Source organism: Actinocrinis sp. (assembly GCF_035605935.1).
Classification (GTDB): Bacteria; Actinomycetota; Actinomycetes; order Streptomycetales; family Catenulisporaceae; genus Actinocrinis.
On record NZ_DATNGK010000009.1, the window covers coordinates 17159 to 30947 of the forward strand.

Genomic DNA, 13789 nt, shown 5'->3' on the forward strand with positions numbered 1-13789 from the left:
CGGCAGGGCCGCCGGTACTCGCCCGGACGGCCCTTCGGTGTGACGGTCAGACGGCCGCGGTTTGCGCGTCGCGATCGGACTCGTCGGCCTCAGCAGTCACCGCGGCGGTGACCTCGTGGCCGGCCCTCCGCTTGGCGAGCGCCTCGCCTTCCACATCGACTCGGGGCAGCACCCGGTCCAGCCAGCGCGGCATCCACCAGGCCGCCTTGCCGAGCAGCGCCAGGGCCGCCGGGACCAGCGCCATGCGCACCACGAAGGCGTCGAACAGCACCGCCACCGCCATGCCGAACCCGATCATCTTGATCAGCGCGTTGTCGGCGCCGATGAACCCGGAGAACACCGCGGTCATGATCAGCGCGGCGGCCACCACGACCCGGGCGCTGGCCCGGAATCCGGAGACGATCGCCTGCCTCGGCTCGTTGCCGTGGACGTGCGCCTCGCGGATGCGAGTGGCGATGAAGACCTCGTAGTCCATGGCCAGGCCGAAGATGATGCCCACCATGAAAATCGGCATCAGGGTCATGATGGGCCCGGTCTGGTGCACGCCGAGCAGGTTCGCCAGCCAGCCCCACTGGAAGACCGCGACCACCGCGCCGAGCGCCGCGAGCACCGAGAGAATGAACCCGAAGGCCGCCTTGAGCGGAACCAGCACGGAGCGGAACACGAACAGCAGCAGCAAGAACGCCAGCCCGACGACCACGGCCAGGTACAGCGGCAGCGCGTGCTGCACCTTCGCCGCCGAGTCGATGTCGAGCGCGGTCGCACCGGTCACGGCGTAAGTCGCGCCGCTCGCGGCGTCGATTTGCGCGCGCTCGCCGCGGATCGCGTGCACCAGATCAGTGGTCTTAGTATCGCTCGGGCCGGTCGAGGGGATCGCGGAGAACACGGCGGTGTCCCCGGCGGCGTTGAACCGCGGCGTGGCGACCGAAACGACGCCGGAGGTGGAGCCGATCGCGTGCGCGACGGAGGCGACCGCGGCCTTCGGGTCAGGGGTGCCCTTCGCGTCTACGACGATGGTCAACGGTCCGTTGAAGCCGGGGCCGAACGCCTTGGCGAGGTCGTCGTAGGCGCGGCGCTCGGTGTTCGAGGTCGGCAGGGTTCCGTTGTCCTGGCTGCCCAGGTGCAGTCCGGTAGCCGGCAGAGCGATCACGCCGAGGCCGAGAACCGTGAGCAGCAGCACCGGCACCGGCCGACGCAGTATCCACTTCGCCCAGCGAGCGCCGCCGTTGAGCGTCGCCGAAACACCAGCCGACCCAGCACCAGTTGCCGCAGCGCCGTTGGCCGCCGCGTCCACGGAACCATGGGCTGCGCCGCCGTGCCCGGCCTTCCTGCCCTTACGCGCCCGGCGAGAGAGCACCGCGTTCGGCCAGAAGCCCAGCAGCGCGGGCACCAGCGTCAGCGCGACCAGCACGGTGACCACCACGGTCGCGGCGGCCGCCAGGCCCATCTTGGTGAGCATCGGCACGCCCACGACCGACAGTCCGGCCAGGCCGATCACCACGGTCAGTCCGGCGAACAGCACCGAAGATCCGGCGGTGCCGACCGCGAGTGCGGCCGCTTCGCGTGGCTCGTGCCCGTTCGCGCGCTCTTCCCGGTAGCGCGAGACGATGAAGACGGCGTAGTCGATCCCGACCGCCAGGCCCAGCATGGTGGCCAGCGCGGTGGTGGTCTGGGAGAGCCCGAAGGCCGTGCCGACGGCCAGGATTCCGGCGCTGCCGATGCCCACTGACAGCAGCGCGACGAGCAGCGGCAGTCCCGCGGCGGCCAGCGCGCCGAAGGTGACCAGCAGAATCAGCGCGGCGGCGACGATGCCGACCACCTCGCTGGCGCCGCCGGCTGAGGGCGTCTTGGTCAGCGCGGTGCCCCCGACCTCGACGGTCAGCCCGGCGCTCTTTCCCTGCGCGATGGCTTGCTGGAGCGCGTTCTTGCTCGCGTCGGTCAGGCCGTTGGCCGCGACCTTGTAGGTCACCGGGGCGTACGCCGTCGAGGCATCCTTGCTCACGGTGCCCGCTTGGAAGGGGCTCGTGGCGCTCGCGACCTGCGGTCCGGCGCCGACCTCGGCGAGGATCCGTTCGATCGCGGCCTTGTCCTCGGTCGCGGTGACCTTCTGCCCGCCGGGTGCGACGAACACCAGCTGCGCGGTCGCCGCGCCGCCGCCCGCTCCGGCGAACCGGGACTTCATCAGGTCCGCGGCCTGCTGCGATTCGGTGCCGGGCATGGCCAGTCCGCTGTCACTGCCCAGATGCGCCCGCGAGGCGCCTATGCCGACGGCGGCCAGCACGCCGATCCATAGCGCGACAACGAGCCAGCGCCAACGAAAGGCGCTCCTGCCCAGCCGATAAAGCATCGTAGCCATGTTGCGACTCCACCAAGTCCGAGGGTTGTGGGAACCCCCTCAGACTCGCGTCGCGGCGCTCTGGCGTCGTCGTGCGCGGGCAGACAATGCGGCGTACTCAAATCGCAGTAGCCGCGGCCCGTACGCAGTACGCCCGCCGGCTTGCCAATATCACACCGGAACCTTTGCCGCAAGAGCCGATGCTTCGGCACTACCGAAAAACGCTACCGATTTTATTCGAACGTATGTTTGGAGTATTTCCCAGGTAGACTGAGAACGTTCCCGCGGCATGACAACAGGCTGATGCCAGAACTTGTGGTAGCGGATTAGATACGCCGTCTCCGATTATCCGGGTGCACGTTCGGTAATACACCCCTCATCCGACTCTAATGAGGGTCCTGTTGGCCGCAGCGACAAATGAGGGTAAATTATCCGAGCACTTAGCCCTGTGTGTCCTGTCATTCTCATAGAGTTGGCGGCATGTCTCGCTCCTTCCATCATCTCGCCCGGACGGTCCTCGCGTGACGGCGACTCAGGATACTCATGAGCCGGCGACCGGTGCCCGGGACATCGCAGGGGACAGACCTGCCTCAAGACACCGCGCGACCGGCGCGGCGTCGGGGCGCGGCCGGGCGGCGCTCGGCCGGCAGCTGACCGCTCTGGCCGTGGTGCCGCCGGCCTGCGCCGCGCTGCTCGGCGTCCTCGCCTTCGCAGTGCTCTTACACGCCTCGCACCGCTCGCAGCCGCTACAGGGCCGGACCCTGGCCGCCGTGCTGGTGCTCGGGTTCCTGCTGCTGGTGGTCGTGGTGGCGGGGTTCGCGTGGGCCGGGCGGGTGGCCAGGTCCGCGAACGCCACGGTCGAGATCGTCCGGGTGCCGGTGCCGGTCCCCGCGCCGCCGCAGCGCGCCGCCGTCGCCGCGCCGGCCGCGCCGATCGCCGCTCCGAACAGCGCGGCGCTCGCTGCCGCGCCGGTCAGCGCCGACAAGGGCGTGTTCGTGCACCTCTCGCACCGGCTGCAATCCCTGGTGCACCGGCAGATCCAGCTGCTCGACACGCTCGAGAACGACGTGGAAGAGCCCGATCTGCTCAAGGGCCTGTTCGGCGTCGACCACCTGGCCACCCGGATGCGCCGGCACGCCGAGAACCTCGCGGTGCTCGGCGGCGCGGTGCCGCGGCGGCAGTGGACCAAGCCGGTCTCGGTGATGGAGGTGCTGCGCTCGGCGGTCTCCGAGACGCTCGACTACGCGCGGGTGCAGGTGATCGCGCGCACCCCCGGCTCTCTCAACGGCTACGCGGTAGCTGACGTGATCCACCTGCTGGCCGAGCTGGTGGAGAACGCGACCACGTTCTCGGCGCCGGACACGAAGGTAGTGCTGCGGACCCAGGCGGTCACCGCGGGCCTGGTCATCGAGATCGACGACCGCGGTCTCGGCATGTCGCAGCCGGAGTACGACAGACTCAATTCGCTGCTTCGGGAGCCCGCGGAGATCAGCGTCAGGGAGCTGCTAGAAGGCGCGCGCATCGGCCTCTACGTGGTCGCCCAGCTGGCGCGCAGGCACCAGATCGCGGTGAAGCTTCAGACCAACATCACCGGCGGCACGCAAGCGCTGGTCGTGCTGCCGAAGACACTGCTGGCCCCAGATCCGCGTGAGATCTCCGCCGGGTCGTCAGCTCCCGCATCCGCTCCGCCGCCCACCCCGGCGCCGACGCCCGCTCCTGTGGCCCAGCCGAGCCCCGGTCAGTCCGTAGCACCGGCCCCGGTCCCCGTGCCCGCATCGGTCTCGTCCGCTGCGCAGGCACCCGTATCGCGGGTCGACGCGCCGTCTTCGGCCAATGCGGTGTCAGGGTTCGATGACGCTCCTCCGCCGGCCGGGCGGCCCGTATACGGCATCGAGGGCGCCTTGCCCGCGCCCCGGCGTCCATCGAACCCGTCAGCCGTGAATGCTCCGCCGCCCGTGGCGCCCGCGCCCTCAATGAACCCTGCGCCGCCCCATTACGGACCGGCGGCCTCCGGCCCGCAAGGACCGCCTCAGCAGTCTGGCGTCGCCGGCTACCCGCCCCCCGGCTCCGCGGCCATGCCGCCCCCAGACCCCCGCTCCCGGCCGCCGCTGCCCAGGCGCCGGCCGCAGGAGCACCTTGCCGCGCCGCTGGCGCAGACCGCGTCCAATCCGGTTGACCGCGTCGGCGAAGGCTTGACGCCGAACCTGATGGCCGACTTCCGCCGCGGCCTGGCCCTCGGCGCCACCGATCCGCACAGCAGCAGCGATCCGCACAGCGCCATCGAACCGCTCGGCGGGCAACCCCACGAACCCCCACCGAACCAGGAAGGCCGCAGATGACCAACGAGGAGAGCACTCACCAGCTGAGCTGGTTGATCACTGGCCTCGTGGAACGGGTGCCCCAGGCTCGCAGCGCCCTGCTGCTGTCCGCGGACGGCCTGGTGCGCGCCCGCACCTCGGATCTGAGCAAGGACGACGCCGACCACCTGGCCGCGATCGCCTCCGGACTGTGGTCCCTGGCCAGCGGCGCGGGCCGCAAGTTCGCCGGCAGCGGCGCGGTGCGGCAGGTGGGCGTGGAGATGGACGGCGCGCTGCTGTTCGTCGCCGCCGCCGGCTTCGGCACCTGCATCAGTGTCCTGACCAGCGACTCGGCCGACCCGGGCCTGATCGGCTTTGAGATGGCGCAACTGGTGCGCAGCATGCGCCCGCACCTGGAAACCGCGCCGCGCGTCGATCACGCGGCGGCCGCGGCCGCCTGGTCACAGGCGCAGTCGTGACGGACGACGACTCCGACGTACGGTTCGACGAGGACGCCGGCCTGCTGGTGCGCCCGTACACCGTCACCGGGGGCCGCACCCGTCCGGCGGCTGAGTTCCACCTGATCACGCTCGTCGCGGCGACGGGCCGGGCACTTGGCGAGGTCACCCCCGAGCACTCGCGCATCCTGCGGGTGTGCCGGCGCCCGACCTCGGTGGCGGAGATCTCCGCGCACCTGCGCCTTCCCGTCGCCGTCATCAAAATCCTGCTGGCCGACCTGCTTGGGTGGCGCGCCATCGTCACCCGCGCACCGGTCGCCTTCCCCGACATGGCCCGGCCTGACCGGCACGTACTGGAGGCGGTAATCGATGCCCTCCGCGCCCTCTGAAGAACTTCTGCCCGGGGCGTTGAAACTGCTGATCGCGGGCGGCTTCGCGGTCGGCAAGACCACCCTGGTCGGCGCGGTCTCCGAGATCGAGCCGCTGACCACCGAGGCGCCGATCACCGAGGCCAGCCGCGGCGTGGACGATCTGCGGGCGACCCTGGATAAGACCACAACCACCGTGGCGATGGACTTCGGACGCATCTCGATCGGCACCGAGTACGTCCTGTACCTGTTCGGCACGCCGGGCCAGCAGCGGTTCTGGTTCATGTGGGACGACCTGTGCACCGGCGCGCTCGGCGCCATCGTGCTGGCCGACACCCAGCGGCTCGAGGACTGCTTCGAGGCGGTCGACTTCTTCGAGAGCCGCGGCATCCCGTTCCTGGTGGCGGTCAACCGCTTCGACGGCACCCTCGCGTACCCGGTCGAAGAGGTGCGCAGCGCCCTGGAGCTTCGCGCCGAGGTCCCAGTGGTCGAATGCGACGCGCGGGTGCGCGAGTCGTCAGTGGGTGTGCTGCTCACCCTCGTGGAACACCTGCTCGACACCGAACCCGTATCCGCCCGGCCTGTCGCCGCGCGCAGTCTTGAAGGGCGCAAACCATGAGCGACCAGGAGCTGACCGAACGCAGACTCGGCGGGTCCCCCGCCGCGCCGGGCGCGGCCGAGCGGGCAGCGCGGCACCGCGAGCTCGGCCTCGCCTCCGTCCCGGACGAGCGGTTCGACGACTTCGCCCGCAAGATCGTCGAGAACACCGGCGCCTTCGCCGCGATGGTCAACCTCGTCGGCGACCGGCGCATGTACTTCGCCGGCTCGGCCGCGCGCACCGACCTCGAGCCCGGCGATCCGACGTTCCACGGCGACCCGGGCCGGGAGATGGACCTCGACCACGGCTTCTGCCCGCACGTCGTGGCGCGTCGCAAGGCCCTGGTGCTCGACGACGTCTACGCCTACCCGCGCTTCGCCGGGAACCCGGTCGTCGACGAGATCGGGGTGCGCGCATACCTGGGCGCGCCGCTGATCGACGACGACGGCACGGTCCTCGGCACGGTCTGCGCGGTGGACCCCTCGCCGCACAGCGGGCCCGAGGAAGCCGGCTGGGGAAAGCGCGGCCTTGAGACGATCAAGCAGGTCGCCGACGAGGTCCTCGGCGAGATCCGGGTACGCCGGCAGATCTCCGCACTGGTCGAGGCGACTCCCGGCTCGGTCATGGTCACCTCGGGGCCAGGCCTCGAGGTCCTTTACGCCAACTCCACCCACGAACACTTTTTCGGACCGGTGCGCGAACTGGGCGCCGCGGCCGGAGAGGTGTTCCCCGATCTGGCCGCCGTGGGCTTGGCCGCGGCGGTGCAGCAGGTGCTGCACTCCGGCACGCCGGTAGCCACCGCCCCGGTGCGGCTCGCGGACGGCCGCGGCCTGGTGTTCGCGGTCGTGTCCGCGAAGGTGCCCGGCCACCAATCCGCGCAGCTGACCCTGGGCATGATCGACACGGCCGCCGAATCCGCCCTGGGTTTGGCGCACGAACTCTCCGACAACCTGGCAAAACTCTGCGAGTGAGCGGCCCGAGCGTAGGTCCGGCGCAGCGCTGAACAACGGCCTGCGACGGCCGCCGTCCGGGATCAGAGTCCGAGATGGATGCTCTGGAGGTTGGTGGGAATGGCCCGCATATTCGAAGATGACCGACACGAGAGACTGCGCGAGGAGGTAAGACGATTCGCGCAGGAGCGGGTGGCGCCCCGCGTCACACAGATGGAGACCGCCCGCGAGGTGGACGTCGAACTGTCCGCACTCATCGCCGCCCAGGGGTGGATCGGGGTGACCATCCCCGAGGTGTACGGGGGCATGGGCCTCGGCCACGTCGCTAAAACGATCATCATCGAGGAGCTGGCCAGGGTCAGCGGCGCGATGGGTGCGATGGTGCAAGCCTCGCAGCTCGGCGTCGCGAAGATCCTGCACTTCGGCTCGGAGGAGCAGAAGCTGACCTGGCTGCCGCAGATCGCCGCGGGCAGATGCCTGCCGACCATCGCGGTCACTGAGGCCGGTTCGGGCGGGCACGTCCTGGGCATGTCGGGTCGCGCGGTGCGTGACGGCACGCACTATGTGCTGAACGGCGCCAAGGTCTTCGTCGGCAACTCCCACATCGGCCACGTGCACGGCGTCGTGATGCGCACCGGGCCCGGGTCGGGCGGCCTGTCCGCGTTCCTGGTGGAGGCGGACCGGCCTGGCGTGCGGCTGGAGAAGCACGCGCCGACGATGGGCTTGTCCGGGTTCAGTTTCGGAACCGTGGTGTTCGAGGACTGTCGCGTCCCGGTCGAGAACCGGCTGGGCGAGGAGGGCGACGGGCTGAAGGTCGCGTACTCGTCGAGCACTCTGTACGGACGGCCGAACCTGGCCGCGGTCGCGTTCGGCATCCATCGAGCGGTCGTCGAGGACACGGTCGAGTACTGCGGTCGCCGGGAGCTTTACGGCGCTCCGCTGTCCGCGATCTCCTCGGTGGCGATGAAGCTGGGCGGCATGCAGTCGCGGCTGATGACCGCCAGGCTCGAGCTGTACCACGCCACACATCTGCTCGACCGTGGCCTGCCTTGCGATGCCGAACTGATGAACGCAAAGCTGGTCAACGTGGAGTCCGCCATCGACTCCGCTCGGGCCGCGATGGAGATCTTCGCGGCGCGCGGCCTGCATGTCAGCCATCGAATAGAGCGGTACCTGCGGGACGTCTACCATATCTACGCACCTGCGGGCACGTCGGACATCCAGCGGTTGAGATTGTCCGAGTACGCCGCGGGAACCAATCACGAGCAGTGGTCTGTCACTCTGGCCAACCACATTCGTGCCGACGCGGCTGCGCAGCCGACCGAGGCGGACGTACCGCCCGCGCCGACTGTTCCCGCCCCAGTCCCTACGGTTAAACGCAGAGCGGGCGCACCCGCGTTCGCCGACCCGCGCTGAGCACGACGGCAACATCCCGCACATCTCGCAACCGGACCAGGTGGCGTGAAGCGCCAGGTGAGGAGCAGCCCCTCGCCCCGCCGCGCCACCTGTCCGGCTCGCCACCCTCAGGCTCCGTTGGCCGGCAGCGCGTTCGCCAGGGTTTGCAGTTCACCATTCAGTAGGCTCGCAGTGGCCTGCGACATCTCCCCCGCCGCGGCGTCGTTGGAGATCTGCTGCTGCACTCCGGCGATGTCAGCCGTGACGGCCCGCCACTGCTTCTTGCCATGACTTTGCTGCGTGGCGGTCACGGCGTTCTCCAGATTGCCGATCGAGTTCACCAGTTGCTGCCCCGCGTTGGGCGCGAGCGTATTCGGCCCCTGCGAAACCAGCGATTGGACCTGCGTCGCGAGGGCTTGCAGGTACCCGATCGGATCGGTGCCCGGCGGCGGGAAAGCCACCTCTATCAGCGGGCTCATCATGGGCGCGCTCGCCGAGGCGAGGGCGGACGGCGACATGGATGCGGGCGCGGACGCGAGCGCGGACGCGGACACGCTCGGCGCCGCGACATTCGCCATCGTCGGAGCGGACGAAGCCGTCGCAGCGCTCGCACTCGGTGTCGCGGCCGGCGACATGGCTGCGGTGCCCGTGCCTCCGGAAGCCGTGGTATTGCCGTCCATGATCTCGTGAGCCGCGCCGAAGACCAGCCCGAGGAGCACGGCCAGTGCCGCGAGCGAGAGCGCGGCAGGCAGCACTGCGCGGCGGTCGATGGGCCGTCGCCGACCGGCGTGGCTTACGGCTCCGCGAACCACGGAAACGGCGGTCGAGCGCGCGACCGGGGTCACGGAGGTGTCGGCTCCGGCCAGATCCGCCGCGACCCCGCGAGCGAACGGTGCCAGCAACTGTGCGGCCTGCGCTGCGGTGGGTCGATCGGACGAGTCCTTAGCCAAGCAGCTGAGGTAAAGCTCAGCGACGTCCGAGGGCAAACCGGGGATCTCGAGCGACGGAGGCGTGGCGTGCGCATGTGCGTAGCTGAGCGCCGCCAACTCCTTTTGCTGATACGGCGGCAAACCGGTCAGACACCAGTGCAGGACACAGCCGAACGCGTACATGTCCGAAGCGGGCATCGCGACGCGCCCAGCCAGTTGCTCCGGCGCCATGCAGATCGGAGTGCCGACCGCGAGCCCGTCCGGATCGTCACGATCCGCAGGCCCTTGCGCGATCCCGAAATCGAGCAGCTTGACGCCCGACTCGGTGAGCATCACGTTGGCGGGCGTGACGTCCCGGTGCACGATCCCCGCCGCGTGTGCGGCCGCCAAGCCCTGCGCGAGTTGCCCGCAAACGCCGAGCGCCACCGGCCACGGCAAGGGACCGGCTTCGAGGCAGTCGGCCAGATTGCGGCCGTCGAGCAGTTCGGTGACGAGCACCGGCTGTACCGACTCGCTCAGGCCGGGCGTCTCCAGGTAGTCGAATACGACGATCACGCGCGGGTGCGCCAGTGCGGCCAGCGCCCGCGCCTCGCTGCGCAACTGCTCGCGCTCGGCGTCGTCGAACGCCGCCGGACCCGACAGCAGCTTGAGCGCCACCCGTCGGCCGAGCGTCTCGTCCACGGCCGCCCACACGGTCGCGCTCGCGCCCGCGCCAAGCGGGCTGAGCAGCCGATAACGGTCAGCGATCAAGCCATCGGGCGCGACGACCCTCACCGCGATGTCACTGCGCATAAAGGGAGAGGTGTCCGGCGGCCCGTGGGCGTTACGCTCACGGACCGCGCATAGACCGGTTACGCCCCGAAACGATGCGGCTGTTCCGCCGACGGCGTAAGGGCGTCGGCGGAACAGCCGCGTTCATCGTGCGGGGCTGCTCATGAGACAGAGCCGCTCGTCACGACACGTTCAGCGCGTTGTCGTCGATGACGAACGAGGTCTGCTGCGAGCTGTTCTCTGCGCCGGTGAACTTCAGCGTGATGGTCTGGCCGATGTACGAGGCCAGGTTGAAGCTGTGCTGGGTGTACCCGGAGCCCGCGTTCAGGTTCGAGTAGGTGGCCAGCGTGCCGAGCACGGTGCCGGAGGAGTTGAGCACCTGCACCTTGAGTGTGTCGTTGGCGCTGGTGGTCGTGGTCTCCGCGGTGTCGACGTGCAGGAAGAACGAGAAGCTGGCGTTCTTGCACGCCGATGGGATGGTCACGGACTGCGAGGCGGTGTCCGTGTGGGTGCTGCCGTAGCCGTCCAGCCAGGCGTCATAGCTGCCGCCATGCGCGGGCTCCGAACTCGTGTCGCTGTTCAGCACGCCGGAGGAAAGCGTCCACGGGCTGGCCGCGCCGGATTCGAAGCCTGCGTTGCCGATCAGCTGCGCCGCGGTGCAGCCACCGCCGCCCCCACCGCCGCCACTGCCGGAGGTGCTGCCTGCGGTGAAGGCGGTGAGCCCGTTCGGCGTACCCCAGCCGGTCGGGCCGTCATATCCGGCGCCCGCGGTGCAGAAGTACGACGGCGAGCAGGAGCCGTTGCTACCGCTGGTCACGTCGAACAGCGACGAGGTGTGCTGGTAGATGTACTGCACCGGACGGTCGGCGCTGCCCGGCGTGCCGGCCAGCGCGTAGACGGAGGCGATGATCGGCGAGGAGGCAGAGGTGCCGCCATAGACCTGCCAGCCGCTGGCCTGGTAGCTGTCGTAGACCGCGACGCCGGTGGCCGGGTCCGCGACCGCCGACACATCGGCCTCCACCCGCTTCGAGCAGCCGGAGTCCGTCTGCCAGCTCGGCTTGGCGATGTACGCCGAGCAGCCCGAGCCGGTGCCCTCGGTGCTGGAGGTGTGCCAGACCGACTCGGACCAGCCGCGCGAGTTCGAGGCCGTGCTCAGCGAAGTGCCGCCGACCGCGGTCACGTACTGCGAGGTAGCCGGGTACTCGGCCCCGTAGGCGGAGTCGCCGGCCGAGACGGTGATGGCGACGCCCGGGTGGTTGAAGTAGCTGGAATCCGAGGAGCTGACGCTGGAGTCCTCCGGGCCGCCCCAGCTGTTGGAGACGAACTTGGCGCCGAGCGCCACCGCCTCGTTCTCCGCGGCGCCCAGGTCGTTCATGTTCGCCGAGTTCGCCTCGACCAGCAGGATGTGCGCGCTCGGGGCGATCGCGGAGACCATGTCGAGGTCCAGGGATATCTCCCCGGCCCAGCCCGAATCGGCGGTCGGGTAGCTGGTGCCGCCGCTCTGGTTCACCTTGCGGAAGCAGCCGTTGGCGGTGGTGCAGGCGGAGAGGCCGTACTGCGAGCGGTACGAGGCCAGGTCGGACTCTGCGTTCGGGTCATCCTGCGCGTCGACGATGGCGATGGTCTCGCTGGACGAGCCGGTGCCGGTCAGCTTGTACGCCGAGCGAAGATCGGTCGGGCCATAGCCGCTCGGGGTCGCGTTCGGGGTAATCGCGTGGGCGCTGATGCCCTTGACGTCGGTACGCACCAAGGCCAGGCAGGCCATCTGGCCACGGTGACTGGGCGTCGAGCACAGGTGCTTGACCGACACCTGATGGGGAGCGGGAGCGGCGGTGGCGCTCTGCACCGCGACGGCGGACACCGCGGCGACGGCCAGGCTCGCGGACAGCGCGGTCAGCACCCGGATTTTCCGGTGCCGCGCGCGGTCGCTGGTGATTCTCACAATGCTCCTCGGTGGGTATGAGGAAGTGTTGCGGACATGACTGATCAGCCCGCCCGGCCGCAGGAAGGTTCGAGCGCGACGTGGGTAGTCGCCGACGCTGATATGTGGGTATGAACGTTCGGATACGGCTACGGGCCGACAGGGAAAAATCCGTCGGGACGCCAGTGTCTCCAGCGGATAGGCGTCGAACTTACTGAAGAAACCCTGAATGAAACAAGGATGCGTATAGTCAAGACTTCGCCATGAGGACGCTTAAGTTTGCGGGCCGAAACAGGCGCTTAACTTAGTGCCGGTGCCCGCCCGCCCGTCCCCGTTCCGCTTCGCACCCTCGCTGACGCTCGGCCGCTCCGCTATCAGGTCATCGCTGGGGTTCTGTTCTCATCAGCGCGACTTCGATCGCAGCACGGTCTGCACGATCCGGTCCACGGAAGGCAGCGCGAGGTCTTCAAGCGCGTCCGCGGCAGGCAGCGGGATGTGCGGCGTGGTGATGCGCACCGGCGGGGCGAGCAGTTCGGTGAAGCATTCTTCGGCGGCGATCGAGACGAGCTCGGCGCCCCAGCCGCACAGTCGCGGATTCTCCTCGACCGTGAACAGCCGGCCGGTCCTGGCCACCTCACTCAGGATGGTCGCCGTGTCCAGCGGTACCAAGGTGCGTACATCGACGACGGTGGCCTGGATGCCATGCCCGGCAAGGCGTTCGGCGGCGGCGAGCGCGCGGGGCACCATGGCGGCGAGCGCGACGAGGGTGCAGTCGTCACCGCTGCGCAGCACCTTCGCGGTGCCGAGTTCGTCGACGATCTCGCCGTCCGGGACTTCGTCCTTGACCGGGTAGAGCGACTTCTGCTCGAAGAAGAGCACCGGGTCCGGGTCGCGCACCGCGGCCGCGAACAGCCCGACGACGTCTCGGGCGGTTGAGGGGGCTACCACCTTCAGTCCGGGCACGGCCATCGCCCAGTTCTCCACACTCTGCGAGTGCTGTGCGCCGAATTTCAGGCCGCCGCCGTTGCCGCACCGGATCACCAGCGGCAGCGCGACCTGGCCATGCGTCATGTACCGTGTCTTCGCGATCTGATTCGCCACGATGTCCCAGCACACCGCGAGGAAATCGCTGAACATGATCTCGGCGATCGGCCGCAGCCCGGTCATCGCCGCACCCATCGCCGCGCCGAGAATGGCTTGCTCGCTGATCGGGGTGTCGCGCACCCGGGCCGGTCCGAACTCGGCGAGCAGCCCCGGGGTGGCCTTGAAGACCCCGCCGGCCGCCGCGACGTCCTCGCCGAGGAAGACCACTCGCTGATCCCGGCGCATCTCCTGGGCGATGGCCCGCGAGACCGCGTCGCGGTAGCTCAATTGCGCCATGACGAACCTCCGTCGGCCCACAGATCGGTCAGCAGCAACTCGGGATCCGGCGTTGGGCCCGCCTTGGCCTGCCGCTCGGCCTCGTCCACCGCCGCCCGCGCCGCCGCCTCGATCGCAGCGAGTTCGACCTCTGCGACGCCGATGTCGAGTAGCCGCCGCCGATAATGCGCCACCGGGTCGCGGGTCAGCCAGCGCTCGACCTCCGCCGCAGGCCGGTACTTGGCCGGATCAGCACGCGAATGACCGCCGTGCCGGTACGTCAGCGCCTCGATCAGGGTCGGGCCGTCGCCGGCTCTGGCCCGCTCCAACGCCGCGCAAGCCGCGTGATACATCACGTCCGCGTCGTTGCCATCGAGAGCGATCGGCTCCAGCCCGTACGCGGCGGCG

The 13789-nt window shown here is 69.7% G+C and carries 11 protein-coding genes; 6 read left to right on the forward strand and 5 right to left on the reverse strand.

The annotated features are described in order from the left end of the window. Window positions 1–46 precede the first annotated feature (46 nt). On the reverse strand, window positions 47–2356 hold the full coding sequence (locus VN779_RS00790; protein WP_325719114.1) for an MMPL family transporter: 2310 nt from the start codon (window positions 2354–2356) through the stop codon (window positions 47–49). 500 nt (window positions 2357–2856) lie between these two features. On the opposite strand from VN779_RS00790, the gene VN779_RS00795 reads away from it, so the two are divergent. From VN779_RS00795 to VN779_RS00820, 6 genes are all read left to right on the forward strand, one after another. Then, window positions 2857–4674 carry a sensor histidine kinase gene (locus tag VN779_RS00795; protein WP_325719115.1) on the forward strand — a complete coding sequence of 606 codons (1818 nt, stop codon included), beginning with the start codon at window positions 2857–2859 and terminating at the stop codon, window positions 4672–4674. Then, entirely contained in the window at window positions 4671–5111 is a 441-nt protein-coding gene (locus VN779_RS00800) for a roadblock/LC7 domain-containing protein (protein ID WP_325719116.1), read from the forward strand. The genes VN779_RS00795 and VN779_RS00800 overlap by 4 nt, the downstream gene beginning before the upstream one ends. After that, window positions 5108–5479 carry a DUF742 domain-containing protein gene (locus tag VN779_RS00805; RefSeq protein WP_324852942.1) on the forward strand — a complete coding sequence of 124 codons (372 nt, stop codon included), beginning with the start codon at window positions 5108–5110 and terminating at the stop codon, window positions 5477–5479. Before VN779_RS00800 ends, VN779_RS00805 begins: the two co-directional genes overlap by 4 nt. Next, complete coding sequence (locus VN779_RS00810) at window positions 5460–6077, forward strand: ATP/GTP-binding protein (RefSeq protein ID WP_349260573.1); 618 nt, start codon at window positions 5460–5462, stop codon at window positions 6075–6077. The genes VN779_RS00805 and VN779_RS00810 overlap by 20 nt, the downstream gene beginning before the upstream one ends. After that, window positions 6074–7027 carry a GAF domain-containing protein gene (locus tag VN779_RS00815; protein WP_325719117.1) on the forward strand — a complete coding sequence of 318 codons (954 nt, stop codon included), beginning with the start codon at window positions 6074–6076 and terminating at the stop codon, window positions 7025–7027. Before VN779_RS00810 ends, VN779_RS00815 begins: the two co-directional genes overlap by 4 nt. 99 nt (window positions 7028–7126) lie before the next feature. Further along, window positions 7127–8422, forward strand: a complete 1296-nt coding sequence (locus VN779_RS00820; RefSeq protein WP_325719119.1) for an acyl-CoA dehydrogenase family protein — start codon at window positions 7127–7129, stop codon at window positions 8420–8422. 107 nt (window positions 8423–8529) lie between these two features. Here VN779_RS00820 and VN779_RS00825 read toward each other — a convergent pair whose 3' ends face one another. From VN779_RS00825 to VN779_RS00840, 4 genes are all read right to left on the reverse strand, one after another. After that, a complete protein-coding gene (locus VN779_RS00825) occupies window positions 8530–10122 on the reverse strand; it encodes a serine/threonine-protein kinase (RefSeq protein WP_325719121.1) in 1593 nt (530 codons plus the stop codon). 160 nt (window positions 10123–10282) lie between these two features. After that, window positions 10283–12043 (reverse strand): hypothetical protein, encoded by a 1761-nt coding sequence (locus tag VN779_RS00830; RefSeq protein ID WP_325719122.1) that lies wholly within the window; start codon window positions 12041–12043, stop codon window positions 10283–10285. 381 nt (window positions 12044–12424) lie between these two features. Then, window positions 12425–13402, reverse strand: a complete 978-nt coding sequence (locus VN779_RS00835) for an alpha-ketoacid dehydrogenase subunit beta (protein ID WP_325719124.1) — start codon at window positions 13400–13402, stop codon at window positions 12425–12427. Continuing rightward, on the reverse strand, window positions 13390–13789 hold a 400-nt coding region (locus tag VN779_RS00840), incomplete at its 5' end, for a thiamine pyrophosphate-dependent enzyme (protein WP_325719126.1). The genes VN779_RS00840 and VN779_RS00835, both read right to left, overlap by 13 nt.

Bases quoted from the DNA above. Each gene is read 5' to 3' on its own strand.
- VN779_RS00790 (WP_325719114.1), bottom strand. From the start codon at position 2,356: ATGGCTACGATGCTTTATCGGCTGGGCAGGAGCGCCTTTCGTTGGCGC.
- VN779_RS00800 (WP_325719116.1), top strand. From the start codon at position 4,671: ATGACCAACGAGGAGAGCACTCACCAGCTGAGCTGGTTGATCACTGGC.
- VN779_RS00810 (WP_349260573.1), top strand. From the start codon at position 5,460: ATGCCCTCCGCGCCCTCTGAAGAACTTCTGCCCGGGGCGTTGAAACTG.
- VN779_RS00815 (WP_325719117.1), top strand. From the start codon at position 6,074: ATGAGCGACCAGGAGCTGACCGAACGCAGACTCGGCGGGTCCCCCGCC.
- VN779_RS00820 (WP_325719119.1), top strand. From the start codon at position 7,127: ATGGCCCGCATATTCGAAGATGACCGACACGAGAGACTGCGCGAGGAG.
- VN779_RS00825 (WP_325719121.1), bottom strand. From the start codon at position 10,122: ATGCGCAGTGACATCGCGGTGAGGGTCGTCGCGCCCGATGGCTTGATC.
- VN779_RS00835 (WP_325719124.1), bottom strand. From the start codon at position 13,402: ATGGCGCAATTGAGCTACCGCGACGCGGTCTCGCGGGCCATCGCCCAG.